Source organism: Serratia sp. CMO1, assembly GCF_015689115.1.
GTDB lineage: Bacteria > Pseudomonadota > Gammaproteobacteria > Enterobacterales > Enterobacteriaceae > Serratia > Serratia marcescens.
In genome coordinates this window covers 1515440-1533204 of sequence record NZ_CP065032.1, presented here as the reverse complement: position 1 = coordinate 1533204, position 17765 = coordinate 1515440, and the positions used below count along the sequence as shown (strand labels likewise).

14 protein-coding genes and 1 pseudogene are annotated in these 17765 nt (G+C 59.5%); 8 read left to right on the top strand and 7 right to left on the bottom strand.

What is annotated here, in order from left to right; genetic code table 11:
• Nucleotides 1–131 precede the first annotated feature (131 nt).
• The 8 genes and pseudogenes from metG to sanA all read left to right on the top strand — a co-directional run bounded on the left by metG (nt 132) and on the right by sanA (nt 9885).
• Complete coding sequence (gene metG, locus IT763_RS07285; protein ID WP_028127949.1) at nt 132–2159, top strand: methionine--tRNA ligase; 2028 nt, start codon at nt 132–134, stop codon at nt 2157–2159.
• A 223-nt stretch (nt 2160–2382) separates the two neighbouring features.
• Complete coding sequence (locus IT763_RS07280) at nt 2383–3450, top strand: sugar ABC transporter substrate-binding protein (protein WP_049299821.1); 1068 nt, start codon at nt 2383–2385, stop codon at nt 3448–3450.
• Nucleotides 3451–3581: 131 nt separating this feature from the next.
• Entirely contained in the window at nt 3582–4793 is a 1212-nt protein-coding gene (locus IT763_RS07275; RefSeq protein WP_197817539.1) for an MFS transporter, read from the top strand.
• Nucleotides 4794–4931: 138 nt separating this feature from the next.
• Nucleotides 4932–5339, top strand: coding sequence for a CidA/LrgA family protein (locus IT763_RS07270; protein WP_115435788.1), 408 nt, complete (start codon nt 4932–4934; stop codon nt 5337–5339).
• Nucleotides 5336–6031 (top strand): CidB/LrgB family autolysis modulator, encoded by a 696-nt coding sequence (locus tag IT763_RS07265; protein ID WP_206195296.1) that lies wholly within the window; start codon nt 5336–5338, stop codon nt 6029–6031. The genes IT763_RS07270 and IT763_RS07265 overlap by 4 nt, the downstream gene beginning before the upstream one ends.
• A gap of 137 nt (nt 6032–6168) precedes the next feature.
• Nucleotides 6169–7053 (top strand): cytidine deaminase, encoded by an 885-nt coding sequence (cdd, locus tag IT763_RS07260; protein WP_016928447.1) that lies wholly within the window; start codon nt 6169–6171, stop codon nt 7051–7053.
• A 221-nt stretch (nt 7054–7274) separates the two neighbouring features.
• Nucleotides 7275–8972 (top strand): annotated as a pseudogene (locus IT763_RS07255) (NAD-dependent malic enzyme).
• A 169-nt stretch (nt 8973–9141) separates the two neighbouring features.
• On the top strand, nt 9142–9885 hold the full coding sequence (gene sanA, locus IT763_RS07250) for an outer membrane permeability protein SanA (RefSeq protein ID WP_016928448.1): 744 nt from the start codon (nt 9142–9144) through the stop codon (nt 9883–9885).
• A 126-nt stretch (nt 9886–10011) separates the two neighbouring features.
• Here the strand turns inward: sanA and IT763_RS07245 are convergent, their stop codons facing one another.
• The 7 genes from IT763_RS07245 to folE all read right to left on the bottom strand — a co-directional run bounded on the left by IT763_RS07245 (nt 10012) and on the right by folE (nt 17605).
• Nucleotides 10012–10404, bottom strand: a complete 393-nt coding sequence (locus IT763_RS07245; RefSeq protein WP_049299825.1) for a tautomerase family protein — start codon at nt 10402–10404, stop codon at nt 10012–10014.
• Between the two features lie 231 nt (nt 10405–10635).
• Nucleotides 10636–11646, bottom strand: coding sequence for a galactose/methyl galactoside ABC transporter permease MglC (gene mglC / locus IT763_RS07240; protein WP_004938953.1), 1011 nt, complete (start codon nt 11644–11646; stop codon nt 10636–10638).
• Nucleotides 11647–11657: 11 nt separating this feature from the next.
• Nucleotides 11658–13166 carry a galactose/methyl galactoside ABC transporter ATP-binding protein MglA gene (gene mglA / locus IT763_RS07235; RefSeq protein ID WP_004938959.1) on the bottom strand — a complete coding sequence of 503 codons (1509 nt, stop codon included), beginning with the start codon at nt 13164–13166 and terminating at the stop codon, nt 11658–11660.
• 99 nt (nt 13167–13265) lie between these two features.
• Nucleotides 13266–14258 (bottom strand): galactose/glucose ABC transporter substrate-binding protein MglB, encoded by a 993-nt coding sequence (gene mglB, locus IT763_RS07230; protein WP_004938962.1) that lies wholly within the window; start codon nt 14256–14258, stop codon nt 13266–13268.
• A gap of 264 nt (nt 14259–14522) precedes the next feature.
• Complete coding sequence (gene galS, locus IT763_RS07225) at nt 14523–15560, bottom strand: HTH-type transcriptional regulator GalS (RefSeq protein ID WP_049299827.1); 1038 nt, start codon at nt 15558–15560, stop codon at nt 14523–14525.
• A gap of 127 nt (nt 15561–15687) precedes the next feature.
• Nucleotides 15688–16860 carry a DUF418 domain-containing protein YeiB gene (gene yeiB / locus IT763_RS07220; protein WP_016928451.1) on the bottom strand — a complete coding sequence of 391 codons (1173 nt, stop codon included), beginning with the start codon at nt 16858–16860 and terminating at the stop codon, nt 15688–15690.
• A gap of 79 nt (nt 16861–16939) precedes the next feature.
• Nucleotides 16940–17605: a GTP cyclohydrolase I FolE gene (gene folE, locus IT763_RS07215; protein WP_004938969.1), complete on the bottom strand. Its 666-nt coding sequence runs from the start codon at nt 17603–17605 to the stop codon at nt 16940–16942.
• Nucleotides 17606–17765: the final 160 nt, after the last annotated feature.

Below are 17765 nucleotides of genomic sequence, written 5' to 3'. Positions count from 1 at the left end.
TTCCGGCTAAGCATATCAGAACTGCCCGGTAGCTGGCGCGTATAACCTGTAAGAAACCGCCCTAGCAGCGAAGGGCGCGATCGGTTAACATCGAAGGCCCTTTTATTCATTACAGAAAGCAAGTTCTCACTATGGCTCAAGTCGCGAAAAAATTATTGGTGACGTGCGCGCTACCGTACGCAAATGGTTCCATCCATCTCGGCCACATGCTCGAGCACATCCAGGCGGATATCTGGGTGCGTTACCAACGAATGCGCGGCCACGAAGTGCATTTCATCTGCGCGGACGACGCGCACGGCACGCCGATCATGCTGAAAGCGCAGCAACTGGGTGTGAAACCGGAAGAAATGATCGCGGAGATGAGCCAGGAGCACCAACAGGATTTCGCCGGCTTTGGCATCAGCTATGACAACTACCATTCGACCCATAGCGATGAAAACCGTGAGCTGTCCACCCTGATTTACAGCCGCCTGAAAGAAAACGGTTTTATCAAGAACCGCACCATTTCTCAGCTGTACGATCCGGAGAAAGGCATGTTCCTGCCGGACCGTTTCGTGAAGGGCACCTGCCCTAAATGCAAATCGCCGGATCAGTACGGCGACAACTGCGAAGTGTGCGGCGCCACCTACAGCCCGACGGAACTGATCGATCCGAAGTCCGTAGTTTCCGGCGCGACGCCGGTGATGCGCGACTCGGAGCACTTCTTCTTCGATCTGCCGGCCTTCAGCGAAATGCTGCAGGCGTGGACGCGCTCCGGCGCGCTGCAAGAGCAGGTGGCGAACAAGATGCAGGAGTGGTTCGAATCCGGTCTGCAGCAGTGGGACATCTCCCGCGATGCGCCTTACTTCGGCTTCGAAATCCCGGATGCGCCGGGCAAATACTTCTACGTCTGGCTGGACGCGCCGATCGGCTACATGGGTTCCTTCAAGAACCTGTGCGACAAGCGCGGCGATCTGGACTTCGACGAGTTCTGGCGCAAAGACTCCACCACCGAGCTGTATCACTTTATCGGCAAGGACATCGTCTACTTCCACAGCCTGTTCTGGCCGGCAATGCTGGAAGGCAGCAATTTCCGCAAACCGACCAACCTGTTCGTGCACGGCTACGTGACGGTGAACGGCGCCAAGATGTCCAAATCGCGCGGCACCTTCATCAAGGCCGGCACCTACCTGCAGCATCTGGACGCCGACTGCCTGCGTTATTACTACGCCGCCAAGCTCTCTTCACGCATTGATGACATCGATCTCAATCTGGAAGACTTCGTGCAGCGCGTGAACGCCGACATCGTCAACAAGGTGGTGAACCTGGCTTCGCGCAACGCCGGCTTTATCAACAAGCGCTTCGGCGGCAAGCTGGCCGACAGCCTGGCCGATCCGGCGCTGTACCAGACCTTCGTCGACGCGGCGCAGAGCATCGCCGAAGCCTACGCCGGCCGCGAGTTCAACCGCGCGATCCGCGAAATCATGGCGCTGGCCGATCTGGCCAACCGTTACGTGGATGAGCAGGCGCCGTGGGTGGTGGCGAAGGAAGAAGGCCGCGATGCCGATCTGCAGGCCATCTGCTCGATGGGCATTAACCTGTTCCGCGTGCTGATGACTTACCTGAAGCCGGTGCTGCCTTCGCTGACCGAACGCGCCGAAGCGTTCCTCAACGCCGAGCTCAGCTGGGACGCGATCCCGCAACCGCTGCTGGGCCATCAGGTGAACGCGTTCAAAGCGCTGTTCAACCGCATCGATCTGGACAAGGTCAGCGAAATGGTCAACGCCTCGAAGGAAGACATGGCCGCCGCCAAACCGGTGACCGGTCCATTGGCCGATGATCCCATTCAGGAAACCATCACCTTCGACGACTTCGCCAAGGTGGACATGCGCATCGCCCTGATCAAGAGCGCCGACTTTGTCGAAGGCTCCGACAAACTGCTGAAACTGCAGTTGGACCTGGGCGGTGAATCGCGCCAGATCTTCTCCGGCATCCGCTCCGCTTACCCGGATCCGAAAGCGCTGGAAGGCCGCCTGACCATCATGGTCGCCAACCTGGCGCCGCGCAAAATGCGCTTCGGCATTTCAGAAGGCATGGTGATGGCGGCAGGCCCCGGTGGGAAAGAGATCTTCCTGCTGAGCCCGGACAGCGGCGCGCAGCCTGGCATGCAGGTCAAGTAACCGCGCCAGCGCGTAACATCGAGGGTCGAGCTTGCTCGGCCCTTTTTTATTGATCCGTCGCCAACGTTATAAACAGTAAGAAAAAGTCATAACCGCCCTGATTCCCTCGCACGCTGCATCCGGCTATGATGCTCCCACACAACGAATAGACGTCCAGACAGAAAGATTGCTATAACCACTCTTCACCGGGGTCGTTTCCCCTGCTTTTTTGGAGCCTATAATAATGAAAAACCTCACGTCTTCGCTGCTCGCCCTCAGCCTGCTGGCCGCCCTGCCGCTGCAGGCGGCGGAAAACGCCGCCGTGCCGGCCGCCATCGCTCAACATCAAGGGCCGGTGCGCATCGCGGTGATCCGCAACCTCGGATCCGACGACAACACCACGCAATTTTTGGCGGGCGCCATTCAGGAAGGGCGCAAGCTGGGCTTCAAGGTGGACACCTTCCTCAGCAACGGCGACGATGCGCGCTTCCAGGACTTCGTCAACCAGGCTATCAGCCAGAAATATGACGGTATTATTCTCTCGCAGGGGCGAGCCCCCTATTCCACCGACCTGGTTAAACGCATCGCGGCGGCCGGCATCGCCGTCGCGGCGTTCGATACCGACGTCGGCGGCCACGTTCCCGGCGTCACCGTCTCGCAGCAGGACGACGCTTCGCTGGCTAACGCCTCGTTCGGCCAGTTGGTGAAGGATTTCAACGGCCAGGCCAACATCATCAAACTCTGGGTAGCAGGCTTCCCGCCGATGGAGCGTCGCCAGGCCGCCTATCAGCAGTTGCTGAAACAGCATCCGGGCATTCACGAGCTGGAATCGATTGGCGCGGTTTCATCCGACGTGCAGGGCGATACCGCCAATAAAGTGGGTGCGGTGCTGGCGAAATACCCGAAAGGCAAGATTGACGCCATCTGGGGCACCTGGGACGCTTTCACCCAGGGCGCTTACAAGGCGCTGAAAGAGAACGGCCGCACCGAAATCAAACTGTACAGCATCGATATCTCCAACCAGGACTTGCAGCTGATGCGCGAAGCCGGCAGCCCATGGCAGGTCAGCGTGGCGGTGGATCCGAAGCTGATCGGCGCGGTCAACCTGCGCCTGGTGGCTAACAAGATCGCCGGGGAAAGCACGCCGGACAGCTATCAATTCAAAGCGGCGGTCATTCCGCAGGCGTTGCTGCTGGCGCAGCCGGGGCCGGTCAACGTCGCCGGGCTGGCGAAGATCATCCCCGGCTGGGGCACCAGCAGCGATTTCGTTCAGCCGTGGTTCGCCACGCTGCAGGCCGAACACGGTAAATAATGCTGTTTTTGACGAGGCTGCCGACGCAGCCTCTGTTTTTAAACTAATTATCGGCTTTCCCCTTCCGTCCTCGCCAAAATACGCTATGTTATCTGCATCGCCCAATAACTGTATGCATAAACAGGCCTCAAATGAAGGGATTCCCCTCGCTGATCAACGTACTGCTGGCCAGTTCGCTGGTGTTGACCATCGGCCGCGGCGTTACGCTGCCGTTCATCACCATCTACCTCACCGAACATTTCCATCTGCTGCCGAAGAGCGTGGGCGTGATTCTGGGCGTCAGCCTCACCCTCGGCATCCTTGCCAGCCTGTACGGCGGCTATCTGGTGGACAAATTCAGCAAAAACCGCCTGATCCTGCTGTCGATTGTATTGTTTGCGCTGAGCTTTTTCGCCATTCCCTGGATCCCGCGCCCCGGCGGCGTGATCGTGGTGCTGGCCATCTTGCATACCTGTTATTCGGTGCTAAGCATCACCATTAAGGCCTGTTTCGCCGACGGGTTGCCGGTCGAGCAGCGCATCAAGGCTTTTTCCATCAACTACACGCTGGTCAACGTCGGCTGGGCGATCGGCTCTGCGCTCGGCGTCCTGGTGGCCGGGCTTAGCCCGTTGCTGCCGTTTTATCTGTCGGGCGGATTGGCGCTGGCGACGGTGGCGGCACTGAGCCTGCGCTTGCGCGGCCGGGAACAGCGCGCAACGCCTGCCGCCGCTGTACCGGCCGCGCTCCCCAACTTCCGTCAGACGCTGACCATCTTGCGAAGCGATCGGCGGCTTATCTACTTCACCCTCGGCAGCACCCTGGGCGCCGTGGTGTTCGGTCAGTTCACCGGCTATCTGTCGCAGTACCTGATCACCGTCTCCAGCGCCGAGTTCGCCTACAAAATCATTGGGTTGGTGATGATCGTCAACGCCAGCATCGTCATCGCCCTGCAATACCTGCTCAGCCGCGGCATGCGCCAGGAAAACATGCTGCGCTGGCTGGTGCTGGGCACGCTGTTTTTCATCGTCGGGCTGCTCGGTTTCATGGCGGCCGGCCAGGCGGTCTGGCTATGGCTGGCGGCGATGGCGGTGTTTACCCTCGGCGAAATCATCGTTATCCCGGTGGAATACATGTTTATCGACTTTATCGCGCCGCCGCACCTGAAAGGCAGCTACTATGGGGTACAAAACCTCAGCGCGCTGGGCGGCGCCATCAACCCGGTTCTGTGCGGGGTGCTGCTCAGCTATGCCGCGCCGCCGTTGATGTTCGTGATGCTGATCGTCGCCGCCCTGCTCAGCCTGCTGTTTTTCTTCCTCGGCCACCGGCTGGCAGAACACATGGCGGCGGCCGAAGACGTACGCTGATCCCGCAGGCAGCGGCCAATACGGGCTGTCAACCCGCCGCTCGGGCATAGCACCCATAGCGAGAATTCATGGTGCGATCTGTGGCATGGCTCACAGTTTAATTGTATGATGAATACATCAGTTAAACGGGAAAAGACAATGGCCAACGTGCTCACACTGTGCTGGAAATACCTGAGGGCTCTGCTCCTCATCTACCTGTGTCTGTTCGTCGGCAACGCGGTGGCGGCGCTGCTGCCGTTCGCCATTCCCGGCAGCATCATCGGCATGCTGCTGCTGTTCGCCCTGCTCTCAACCCAGATTATGCCAGCCAAATGGGTTAAACCCGGCTGCCATTTGCTGATCCGCTATATGGTGCTGCTGTTCGTGCCGATCGGCGTCGGGGTGATGAAATATTACGACCAGATCGTCGCGCATCTGGGCCCGCTGGTTATCTCTTGCCTCATCAGCACGCTGATGGTGCTGGTGGTAGTCGGCTATACCTCACACTATTTTCATCGCGAGCGCCGCATCGCCGGCAAGCCCGACGACCCGGAGGACAATTCATGATCCATGAAATCTGGTGGTCGTTGCCGCTGACGCTGGCGGTCTATTTTGGCGCGCGCTGGCTGGCGCGCAAGCTGAATATGCCGCTGCTCAACCCGCTGCTGGTGTCCATGGCGGTGATCATCCCGCTGCTGCTGCTCACCGGCATTCCCTATGAGCGCTACTTTCAGGGCAGCAAAATCCTCAACGATCTGCTGCAGCCGGCGGTCGTCGCGCTGGCCTTCCCGCTCTATGAGCAGCTGCACCAAATCCGCGCACGCTGGAAGTCGATTATCACGGTGTGCTTCATCGGCAGCCTGACCGCCATGATCAGCGGCGGCGCCATCGCCCGGTGGTTGGGCGCCACGCCGGAAATCGCCGCCTCTATCTTGCCGAAATCGGTCACTACGCCGATCGCGATGGCCGTCGCGGACTCGCTCGGCGGCATTCCGGCGATCAGCGCGGTTTGCGTCATTTTCGTCGGCATCCTCGGCGCCGTGTTCGGCCACACGCTGTTCAACCTGTTGAAAATCACCACCCCCTCGGCGCGTGGCCTGGCGATGGGCACGGCTTCCCACGCGCTGGGCACCGCGCGCTGCGCGGAGATGGACTATCAGGAGGGCGCCTTCGGCTCGCTGGCGTTGGTCATCTGCGGCATCATCACCTCGCTGCTGGCGCCGTTTGTGTTTCCGGTGCTGCTGCATCTGTTCGGTTGATCAGGGTGAAACTTGCGATACATCTCGCATTTATGTATTCCATTGCATTAATTTCATTAATTAAGAGACATTAATCACACTTTAATGTCTCTGGCCTGCCTAGAATGTTATCCCGTTAACCCGTAGAGAGACTTTCTATGCATCCGCGTTTTCACACCGCTTTCAGCGCACTGCCCGCGACACTGCAATCCGCCCTGCAGCCCTATCTGGACGCGTCCGACTTTCCGGCGATGTTCACGGCCGAGCAAGCGGCGGCGATCCGCTCAGGCTGCGGGTTGGACGATGACGCACTGGCATTCGCGCTGCTGCCGCTGGCGGCGGCCTGCTCGTTAACCCCGATATCGCATTTCCACGTCGGCGCCATCGCGCGCGGGCAAAGCGGCAACCTCTATTTCGGCGCCAATATGGAATTCAGCGGCGCCCCGCTGCAGCAAACCGTGCATGCGGAACAGTGCGCGGTTACCCATGCCTGGTTGCGCGGTGAGCCAGCGCTGGCCTCGATCACCGTCAACTACACGCCGTGCGGCCATTGCCGCCAGTTTATGAATGAACTGAACAGCGGCGGCGAACTGCAGATCCGTCTGCCGGGCCGCGCACCGGCCACGCTGGCGGACTATCTGCCGGACGCCTTCGGCCCGAAAGATCTGGATATCGCTTCGCTGCTGATGGACAAGGTCGATCACGGCCACCGACTGGCGCTGGACGATGCGCTGACGCAGGCGGCGCTGGCGGCGGCCAATCAGAGCCATGCTCCGTACAGCAACGCCCACAGCGGCGTAGCGCTGGAAACGGAGGACGGCAGCCTCTACGCCGGCCGCTATGCGGAAAACGCCGCCTTCAACCCGAGCCTGCCGCCGCTGCAGGCCGCGCTGATCCTGCTGAACCTCTCCGGCGGCGACTGCCTGAACATCCGCCGCGCCGTACTGGTCGAGCCGCAGGAGGCGATCCTCAGCCAATGGGACGCCACCCGCGCCACCCTGGCGGCGCTGGGTTGCCAAAACGTCAGCCGCGCCGCCTTCTAAGCGCACAACGGCGGGGCCATCCGGTTCCGCCGCTAACAGCCCCGCCCGCCAAATACAATGCCCCGACGCCGCCAGAGAGACTTTCTTTAGTTAAAAAATCATTTGATTGTCGATAATTACGCCAACCTGGTTCATCATCGGGCAACAAATGCTGTACATCTTCTCTTTATCTTTTAGGATCGTCGGCAATACAGTTATCTGATACGTGAAGAGTAAAACTGATGGAACTAGAATACGAAAGCAAACGCCCGCTCTACATCCCTTACGCCGGCCCGATTCTGCTGGAATTTCCGCTGCTGAACAAAGGCAGCGCTTTCACCGAGGAAGAACGTAGCCACTTCAACCTGCACGGCCTGCTGCCGGAAGCGGTGGAGACCATCGAAGAACAGGTGGAACGCGCCTACCGTCAGTATCAGGATTTCAAGAACGATAACGATAAGCACATCTACCTGCGCAACATCCAGGACACCAACGAAACCCTGTTCTACCGTCTGCTGGACTCGCACCTGAGTGAGATGATGCCGATCATCTAAACCCCGACCGTCGGCGAGGCCTGCGAACACTTCTCCGATATCTATCGCCGTGCGCGCGGGTTGTTCATCTCCTACCCGAACCGCGATCGCATCGATGACATGCTGCAAAACGCCACCAAGCAGAACGTTAAGGTGATCGTGGTCACCGACGGCGAGCGTATTCTCGGCCTGGGCGATCAGGGCATCGGCGGCATGGGCATCCCAATCGGCAAGCTGTCGCTTTACACCGCCTGCGGCGGCATCAGCCCGGCCTACACGCTGCCGGTGGTGCTGGACGTCGGCACCAACAACCCGCAGCGCCTCAACGATCCACTGTACATGGGCTGGCGCCATCCTCGCATCTCCGGCGAGGAGTACCACGCCTTCGTCGAAGAGTTTATTCAGGCGGTCAAACGCCGCTGGCCGAACGTCCTGCTGCAGTTCGAAGACTTCGCGCAGAACAACGCCACCCCATTGTTGAACCGCTACCGCGACGAGATTTGCTGCTTCAACGACGACATTCAGGGCACCGCCGCGGTCACCCTCGGCAGCCTGATCGCCGCCAGCCGCGCCGCCGGCAGCCAGCTGCGCGATCAGACCGTCACCTTCCTCGGCGCCGGTTCCGCCGGCTGCGGCATCGCCGAGCAGATCATCGCGCAGATGAAGTCCGAAGGGTTGAGCGAAGACGAAGCGCGCGCCCGCGTGTTCATGGTTGACCGTTTCGGCCTGCTGACCGACAAACTGCCGAACCTGCTCGACTTCCAGAGCAAGCTGGTGCAGAAGAGCGACAATCTGGCCGGTTGGGAAACCGCCAGCGACGCCATCTCGCTGCTGGACGTGGTGCGCAACGCCAAGCCGACCATCCTGATCGGCGTGTCCGGCCAGCCGGGGCTGTTTACCGAAGAGCTGATCCGCGAGATGCACAAGCACTGCGAACGCCCTATCGTGATGCCGCTGTCCAACCCGACCTCGCGCGTGGAAGCCCGTCCGGAAGACATCATCAACTGGACCGACGGCGCCGCCCTGGTGGCGACCGGCAGCCCGTTCGCGCCGGTAAGCTATAAAGAGCAGCTGTACCCGATCGCCCAGTGCAATAACTCCTACATCTTCCCGGGAATTGGTCTGGGCGTGCTGGCCTCCGGCGCCACTCGCGTCACCGACGCCATGCTGATGGCCGCCAGCCGCGCGCTGGCGGACTGTTCGCCGCTGGCCACCGACGGCCACGGCGCGCTGCTGCCGAATATCGACGATATTCAGGGCGTGTCGAAGTGCATCGCCATGGAAGTGGGTAAAGCCGCCCAGCTGCAGGGCGTGGCGATCGTCACCTCCGAAGATGCGCTGTCGAAAGCCATCGAGCACAACTTCTGGCGGCCGCAGTACCGCAGCTACAAGCGCACCTCGTTCTGAATGGTGAGCTGAAATGACCCAGCCCGGCTCCGCCGGGCTTTTTTGTGCGGCAAAACCGCCGAAAAATGCGGCGGCGCGCGTGCTTCAGGCGGTTCGCGTCTTGCGTCGGTCGGTCAGGTAAAGTAGCCTTGATCCATCTTTTTCAGCCCGGCGCGCGTAAGGCAACAACATGTGGAAACGCCTGATCATCAGCCTGTTCATCATCATTGCGGTGTTGATGGGTTCGGCTATTGCGCTCGATCGCTGGATCAGTTGGAAAACCGCGCCTTACGTCTACGACGAACTGCAGGAATTGCCGCACCGCCAGGTCGGCGTGGTGCTCGGCACCGCCAAGTATTACCGCACCGGCGTGATCAACCAGTACTACCGTTACCGCATTCAGGGGGCGATCAACGCCTATAACAGCGGCAAGGTGAAATACCTGCTGCTGAGCGGCGACAACGCCCAGCAAAGCTATAATGAACCGATGACCATGCGGCGCGATCTGATCGCCGCCGGCGTGGCGCCGAGCGATATCGTGCTGGACTACGCCGGTTTCCGCACCCTGGACTCCATCGTGCGCACCCGCAAGGTGTTCGACACCAACGATTTCATCATCATCACCCAGCGCTTCCACTGCGAGCGCGCGCTATTCATCGCCCTGCACATGGGCATTCAGGCGCAGTGTTACGCGGTGCCGTCGCCGAAAGACATGATGACGGTGCGCGCCCGCGAGATCTTCGCTCGCCTGGGCGCGCTGACCGATCTGTACATCCTCAAGCGCGAACCGCGCTTCCTCGGCCCGCTGATCCCAATCTCCGCCATGCACACCGTGCCGGAAGACGCCCAGGGCTATCCCGCCGTGTCACCGGAACAGTTGGTTGAGCTGGAGCACAAGCTGAAAGAAGAGAAGCAGAGAGCCAAACAGCCTTAATCATCCGGCAGAGGGTTTGACACGCGCCTCGGCAATACGCTAAAAGGGCGTATTATCCGAGAGAAAACACCGTGTTAACGAATACCGGATGATTTGCGTAAAGCGCTCTCTACGTACGCTGACAGCTTATTGCGGCATTGAAAGCGGGGATGCCCTTCTGCCACCGCCGAATGAACTATTCAAACGGTCCAATTCAATGAAGAGGACCATCAGATCATTGCTGTCCAGTCCAATCAGGGCGAGTTCCTGTACCAGTGATTGCAAGAGCAAATGTTTGCGGGCATCAGGGGAACCAGAGGAAAGCATGGCTTCAATCAACACGAAGTTGGCGCTGCGGGGGGAATCCAGGTCAGGATAAGTGGGATCCACATATAAATCGTCTTCCTCAAGACGGATAAAGCGCTGAAATTGATCGTTCGCAGGATAGCCGGTTTTTACTACCGCCGCGTGAATAGCTGATGAAATTCTTTTCTTATCAAGCGTATTACGGCTTTTCAGCGTAATGGTAAATACAGGCATAGTTTGCTCCCCGGAAACGGTAGGTGAAACAAGTTTACTGACTTCATACCGCGTTGGTAGCCCGAAAACTGTGTCACGCTGTAACCAGTCCAGCCTAAGATCAGGCGATATCCCGAGATACCTCGCCAGCCATTGCCAAATAATGCCTTATTATTTTGCCTGGCACCGTACAGCGCCCCAACGTAACAAGGCCGGCAATAGGCCGGCCTTGTTGTCTGTACTGCGGTAAACCTACTTCTTCTTGGCGTATTTCAACGAGTCCAGCGCCACGGCGAAGATGATGATGCTGCCCTTGATGATGTACTGCCAGTACGGGTTGATGCCGATATAGGTCAGACCGTAGTTGATGACGGTAAAGATGATCACCCCGGTCACCACGCCCCACACCGTACCCACCCCGCCGGCGAAGGAGACGCCCCCCACCACGCAGGCGGCGATGGCGTCCAGCTCATACATAAAGCCGAGGTTATTGGTGGCGCTGCCGATGCGTCCCGCTTCAAGCAAGCCGCCGAAGGCGTAGAACACGCCGGACAGCGCATAGATCATGATCAGGTTCAACGGCACGTTGACCCCGGACACCTTGGCCGCTTCCGGGTTGCCGCCGATGGCGAAGATGTTCTTGCCGAAGCGGGTCTTGGTCCACAGGATCCAGACGAATATGATGGCGATCAGCGCGTAAAAGGTGATGTAGGACAGCTTAAAGTCGCCGAAGCGCAAGAAGCCCTGGGCAAAGGTGGAAAACTTCGGATCAAAGCCCGCGACCGGCGACGCGCCGACCGAATCGTAATACAGCGAGTTGATGCCGTAGACGATGATCATGGTGCCCAAGGTGGTGATGAACGGCGTCACGTTGAGATAGGCGATAATCAGGCCGTTAACCAGGCCGATCACCGCGCCGACCGCGCACACCAGCAGGATGACCAGGGGAATCGACCAGGTTTCCATGTGCGGGAACACCTTGTTGACGTTATCCATCGATTGCAGCAGCGTGGCCGCCACCACCGCCGCCAACCCCACCTGCCGCCCGGCGGACAGGTCGGTGCCCTGAGTCACGATCAGCCCTGCCACGCCCAGCGCGATGATGATGCGCACCGAAGACTGCGTCAGGATGTTGCTCAGGTTCATCAGGCTGAGGAAGGTAGGATCCTGAATGATGATGATGGCCAACAGCACCAGCAACACCACGTAAATGCCGCCTTCCTTGAAATAGGTAAATAAGGTTTTTTTATTTAGCGCGTTCATAATTCCGATCCTTAAAGGTGCAGGGAGGCGAGACGTAAGATTTCATTTTGCGAGGTCTGTTTGGTGTTAACGATGCCCGCAACCTGACCATTGCTCATCACCAAAATACGGTCGGTGATCCCCAAAAGCTCCGGCATTTCGGACGAGACGATAATGATCCCCTTGCCCTTCTTCGCCAGTTCGGTCATCAGCTGATAAATCTCGAACTTGGCGCCCACGTCGATGCCGCGCGTCGGTTCATCCAGCATCAGGATCTCCGGCTGCGTCAGCAGCCAGCGGCCGATGATCACCTTCTGCTGGTTGCCACCGGACAGCGAGCCGATATGGGTGTGATGCCCCGGCGTTTTCACCCGCATGGCGTCGATCACCCACTGGGTGTCGCTCTTCATCCGCGCGTTATCCAGCAGGCCGAGCTTGTTTTTATAATTGCGAATGTTGGAGATCAGCGAGTTGAAGCCCACATCGAGGTAAGCGTAAATCCCGGTGGATCGGCGCTCTTCGGTCACCAGCGCAAAACCGTGGTTAATCGCTTCGTTGGCGCTGTGGTTATCGATCGCTTTCCCGTGCAGCTTGATGGTGCCCGCCACCTTTTCGCGAATGCCGAACAGGGTCTCGACGATATCGGTGCGTTTGGCGCCCACCAGCCCGGCGATGCCGAGGATCTCCCCTTGATGCAGATCGAAGGACACATCGCGGATCGAAGGCTGGCGCAGCGACGTCAGGTTTTTCACCTCGAGGATCACCTCACCCGGCGTGTTTTGCCTGTCGGGGAAGCGCTGGCTCAGCGAGCGGCCGACCATCATGGCGATGATCTTGTCCATATCCAGCCCCTCCAGCGGCTGGGTGGCGATCCACTGGCCGTCGCGCAGCACCGTTATCTCGTCGCACAGCTGGAAGATCTCCTCCATCTTGTGCGAGATATAGACGATGCCGCAGCCGCGTTCTTTCAGCTTGCGGATGATGGTGAACAGGTGATTGACCTCTTTCTCCGTCAGCGAAGAGGTCGGTTCATCCATGATGACGATCTTGGCGTCGTAGGAAAACGCCTTGGCAATCTCGATCATCTGCATCTGCGACACCGACAGGTTGCCCACCTTTTCGCGCGGGTTGATGTCGATATCCAGCTCGTCGAAGATCGCCTGGGTGTCTTTGAACATCTTGTCCTGATCGACGAACAGGCCTTTGGTCGGGTAGCGTCCCAACCACATGTTGTCCATCACGGTGCGTTGCAGCACCAGGTTCAGTTCCTGATGCACCATCGAAACGCCGTGTTCCAGCGCTTCCTTCGAGCTCTTGAAATCGATTTCCCGGCCCTGAAATACAATGCTGCCGCTGTCTTTTTTGTAAATGCCGAACAGGCATTTCAACAACGTCGATTTCCCCGCGCCGTTCTCCCCCATCAGGGCGTGAATCGAGTGCGGACGGACGCGTAAATTGACATTGTCCAAGGCTTTGACGCCGGGAAATGACTTACAGATATCCGTCATTTCCAGCAAAAATTCGCGTGAGCTATCGGCCATAAATACACCTGGCTTAACGATCTTGCAGTCGTAAACATCCCCGCCGGCGGTATCCCTGGTGTTGGCGCCGCAGGCGGGGTCTTAGCGGGATCTCAATTCTTATTTAACAAACTGAGACAGGTTGTCTTTATCTACGCCGACGTAAGGAATACGCACGACTTTATTTTCGATTTTATATTGGGTGCCTTCGGTGGCCGGCTTGCCCGCCGCCAGGTTTTTCGCCAGCTCGAAGGTGGCCTTCGCCTGGTTGTCGGCGTCGTTCAGCACCGTGCCCGCCATCGCGCCGGATTTCACCAGCGCCAGCGCTTCAGGCAGCGCATCGACGCCGAACACCGGAATACTGGTCTTGTTGTGCGCTTTCAGCGCTTCCACCGCGCCCATCGCCATGGCGTCGTTGTTGGCGATCACCACTTCGATCTTGTTGGCGTTCGGGCCGGAGAGCCAGGCATCCATCTTGTCTTTCGCCTGCGCGGTATCCCACATCGCGGTATCCATCTGCAGCTGCTGGGTCTTGATGCCTTTTTCGTTCAGCGTTTTCACCACGTAGGTGGTGCGCGCTTCGGCATCCGGGTGGCCCGGCTCGCCTTTCAGCAACACGAACTGGATCTGGCCGTCTTTGTTCAGATCCCAGGCCGGGTTGGCTTGCCAGTGTTTGGCGATCAGTTCGCCCTGGATCACGCCGGACTCTTTGGAGTCGGTGCCGACGTAATATGCCTTGTCATAGCTGTCCAATGCCTTGCGGGAAGGTTCTTTGTTGTAGAACACCACCGGGATATCGTTTGCGCGCGCCTTATCGATAACCACCGGCGCCGCGGCCGGGTCGACCAGGTTGATCGCCAGCGCTTTCACGCCTTTGGCCAGCAGCACATCGATCTGATCGTTCTGCTTGGACTGGTCGTTCTGCGAGTCATTCATCAACAGGGTAACGTCCGGTGAAGCCTTGGCATCTTTCTCGATCGCCTTGCGCACCACCGACATGAAGTTGTCGTCGTATTTGTAAATCGTGACGCCAATACGGGTGTCAGCATGGGCTGCGGCGCCAAACATCATGGCTGCGGCCATGGCGGCCAGGGTGAAAACCTTCTTATTCATTGTCAGTCTCCGGTTCTGTGTAGGGTATTACTCGTCTTTGAGCCAATGGTCACCGGCAGTGCGCACACCCCAGGCCTGGCGATTTCCACTCAACACCTGTCGTCCGTGGATCTTGTTATTTCCGAGAAATGCTGTGTCAGCGCGAGATAAAGGTTGCAGCGGCAAGGGCCTTTGCGCCGGAAAACGCCTAGAGCATAGACGGCGCGATGTTAATATTCTGTGAATTTTCTCACAGATTGAAAACGGTTACACAAGATTAAATCGTCAGAGAGTGACCGTCGCCTCACTTTGCCAAGGGGCGACAGAATGGCGCCGCACCAGCGTCGGCATGAACAGATGACCGGCCTGCGGCTCCGCCAGGCCTGCTGCGCCCTGCAATGCCAGCTCGGTGGCCAGCGTGGCCATCGAGACGATCGGGTAGCGCACCGTGGTGAGTTTGGGGCTGGTGTAACGCGCGATGGGGATGTCGTCGAAGCCGATCAGCGAGAAATGCTGCGGCACCGTGATACCGTTTTCTTTCAACACCGCCATAGCGCCGGCGGCCATGGCGTCGTTGTAGGCGAACACTGCGCTCAGCTGTAAGTTGCGCCCCAGCAGCTCCACCATCGCCGCCTCACCGCCCTGCAGATCCGGCGAACCATAGGCACGCCAGTTGTCGGGCGTGGCCAGTCCGGCGGCGGCCATCGCCTGCGCATAGCCCTGCTGGCGCAGCGGCCCGTCTTCGATCGGATGATTGGAGCCCAGATAGCCGATGCGCCGATGGCCCTGCGACAGCAAAAGACGCATCGCCATTTCTGCGCCGCAGACGTTATCCAGCCCGACGCAGCGCGGCTCATAGCCGGGGATAGTCCGGTTGATCAGCACCATGCCCGGCACCTGCTCCAGAAAACCGATCAGCTCGGCGTCGCTCAGGGCTTTGGCGTGAACAATCAGGGCGTTACAGCGTTGGCGGATCAGCACTTCGATCGCGTGGCGCTCTTTGTCCGCCTGATGATAGCTGTTGCCGATCAGCAGATACTTGTGGTGTTTCTGCGCCACCGTGTCTACCGCTTTCACCAGCGCGCCGAAGAACGGATCGGAGACGTCCATCACCACCACGCCCAGGGTATCGCTGCTTTGGGTCGCCAACGCCTGCGCGTTGGCGTTGGGGCGATAGCCCAGATCCGCCACCGCCTGCAGCACCTGCTCGCGCGTCTCTTTGCTGGTCAGCGCGCTGTGGTTCAGCACGCGGGAGACGGTCGCCACGGAGACCCCGGCGCGTTTCGCCACGTCGCGAATGGTGATCGGATGAACTGGAGGCATGCGGGATCCTGAAATCGGGGTTGTGGCCGGTGGCGCTATCCTACCCCGATTGGCCCGCTGCTCTGCGTGAATTACGTCACAGGAAAGAAAACGTTTACATACATTTTTTTAACCTGCCGACGGGCGCTCACTTCAGCGTCCTGGGTTCCGCTGCGCCGGCGGCCAGCTGCGTCAGCTTGCGCCACAGCCATTCCATCGGCCCCTGCTCGAAGTAACGCAGCCACAGTGCGGAAAACGCCAGGTTGGTCAGCCAGACCAGCGGCACGAACGCCAACAGCTGCAGCCGGTCAAACTGCTCATAGAGGCCGAAACGATAAAACAGCGTGGTGCAGATCAGCGTTTGCAGCAGGTAGTTGCTCAACGCCATACGCCCCACCAGGGTCAGCCAGCGGGCGATGCGCAGGCGCGACAGTGCGGGCCAAAAACCGTAACACAGCGCCAGATAGCCCATCGCCTGCAGCGGTGCGCCCAGCTCGCGCGGGACCTGCAGCAGGAAACCGCTCCAGCGATAGTCCCACTGCACCTGCCATTGCAGCGCCACCGCCGGCAGCTGGATCAGCACCGAAAGCGGCAGCAGCCACGCCGCCTGCCGCAGGTAATAGCCGGATGAGTAGCTACCGCGCAGCCAGCCGCTGCGCATCAGCCCGGCGCCGAACAGCATCAGCCCCGCCAGCTCCCAGCCATACTGCGCGCCGATGGCCAGCAGGCTGGAGGAGAGCAAATCGGCGCGGCTGCGCCAGGCTTCGAAACCGCCCTGCAGCTTCCAGAACTTCTCGTACTGCAACTCCGCCACGCCCGGCTGCCAGAAGCTGCCCGGCTCACCGTGCGAGACGAAGCCGAGCAGCAGCAGCACCGCCACGCCAATCAAGTACAGCACCACGCCGGTTTTCAGCAGTTGGACGGTTTCTTTGGCTTCGCGGATCATGCGCCAGCACACCAGGCCGATCAGCCCGTAGGCCAGCAGAATGTCGCCGTCCCACAGGAAGATCGCGTGTGCGAGGCCGAACAGCACCAGCCACGACAAGCGCGCGCGGATCCAGCTTTTGCCGCGCCGCAGCAGCATTTGTAGCCCGGCGCCGAACAGCAGCGCGAACATCGCCAGGAACTTGGCTTGGGCGAAGAGATCGAGCAACGCCCAGGTCCAGGCGTCGCGCGATGACGGCATCCCCAAATAGGCCGGGTTGAGGTAGGCGGCCTTCGGCAAGCCGAAAGCGCTGATGTTCAGCAATAAAATGCCGAGGATGGCGATGCCGCGCACGCAGTCCAGCGTGGCGATGCGCGGCAGAGGATGACTGTTCATTTTTTATCGCTGTCTTCCGCTCATGAAAAAGGCGCCCGCAGGCGCCTGTTGTCGTCTTGCGGGTCGCCCCGCAACGCCATCACCCCTGGTGATGACGCACCGCACGCAGGAACTCCTGGCGGGTATTCTGGCTGGACTTGAACAGCCCCCCCAGCGAGGTGGTGGTGGTGGCGCTGGTCGCGTCACGAATGCCGCGCGCCTTGACACAATAATGGACCGCATCGATCGATACCGCCACGTTATTGGTGCCGAGCAGAGTCTGCAGCGCGACCAGGATCTGCTGGGTCAGGCGCTCTTGCACCTGCGGACGCTGGGAGAAGAACTGCACGATGCGGTTGATCTTCGACAGGCCGATCACCGAGTCTTTCGGGATATAGGCCACGGTAGCCTTGCCGTCGATGGTCACGAAGTGGTGTTCACAGGTGCTGGTCAGCGTGATATCACGCACCGTCACCATCTCATCCACCTTCATCTTGTTCTCGATGACGGTGATTTTCGGGAAGTTGGCGTAGTCCAGCCCGGAGAAGATCTCGTCGACATACATTTTGGCGATGCGATGCGGCGTTTCCGCCAGGCTGTCATCGGACAGATCGAGATTCAGCAGCTGCATGATTTCGGTCATGTGCTCTTTGATGCGACGCTTGCGCGTTTCGCGATCCAGCACTTCCCCGCGCAGCGGCGTCTCCAGACCACGCTCTTCCAGTGCCGCATGCACCAGCGCGGCTTCTTTACTTAATGATGTCATGTATTTGTTCTCCTGCGGACGGAACCCGCCGGCGGCCTGGTAGGGCGTGCGGCCGGCGAATTGCTTGCTCTCGTGACGGCAGAGTTTTCGTGGTGGATAACGTGAACCCGGTCAAGATTTTGCCCCCACTGTAGATGAGAGCGCGGCGATTATCCAGCGA

Excerpts from the sequence above, each read along its gene's own strand:
- metG (WP_028127949.1), top strand. The coding sequence starts at position 132 with ATGGCTCAAGTCGCGAAAAAATTATTGGTGACGTGCGCGCTACCGTAC.
- IT763_RS07280 (WP_049299821.1), top strand. The coding sequence starts at position 2,383 with ATGAAAAACCTCACGTCTTCGCTGCTCGCCCTCAGCCTGCTGGCCGCC.
- IT763_RS07275 (WP_197817539.1), top strand. The coding sequence starts at position 3,582 with ATGAAGGGATTCCCCTCGCTGATCAACGTACTGCTGGCCAGTTCGCTG.
- IT763_RS07270 (WP_115435788.1), top strand. The coding sequence starts at position 4,932 with ATGGCCAACGTGCTCACACTGTGCTGGAAATACCTGAGGGCTCTGCTC.
- IT763_RS07265 (WP_206195296.1), top strand. The coding sequence starts at position 5,336 with ATGATCCATGAAATCTGGTGGTCGTTGCCGCTGACGCTGGCGGTCTAT.
- cdd (WP_016928447.1), top strand. The coding sequence starts at position 6,169 with ATGCATCCGCGTTTTCACACCGCTTTCAGCGCACTGCCCGCGACACTG.
- sanA (WP_016928448.1), top strand. The coding sequence starts at position 9,142 with ATGTGGAAACGCCTGATCATCAGCCTGTTCATCATCATTGCGGTGTTG.
- IT763_RS07245 (WP_049299825.1), bottom strand. The coding sequence starts at position 10,404 with ATGCCTGTATTTACCATTACGCTGAAAAGCCGTAATACGCTTGATAAG.
- mglC (WP_004938953.1), bottom strand. The coding sequence starts at position 11,646 with ATGAACGCGCTAAATAAAAAAACCTTATTTACCTATTTCAAGGAAGGC.
- mglA (WP_004938959.1), bottom strand. The coding sequence starts at position 13,166 with ATGGCCGATAGCTCACGCGAATTTTTGCTGGAAATGACGGATATCTGT.
- mglB (WP_004938962.1), bottom strand. The coding sequence starts at position 14,258 with ATGAATAAGAAGGTTTTCACCCTGGCCGCCATGGCCGCAGCCATGATG.
- galS (WP_049299827.1), bottom strand. The coding sequence starts at position 15,560 with ATGCCTCCAGTTCATCCGATCACCATTCGCGACGTGGCGAAACGCGCC.
- yeiB (WP_016928451.1), bottom strand. The coding sequence starts at position 16,860 with ATGAACAGTCATCCTCTGCCGCGCATCGCCACGCTGGACTGCGTGCGC.
- folE (WP_004938969.1), bottom strand. The coding sequence starts at position 17,605 with ATGACATCATTAAGTAAAGAAGCCGCGCTGGTGCATGCGGCACTGGAA.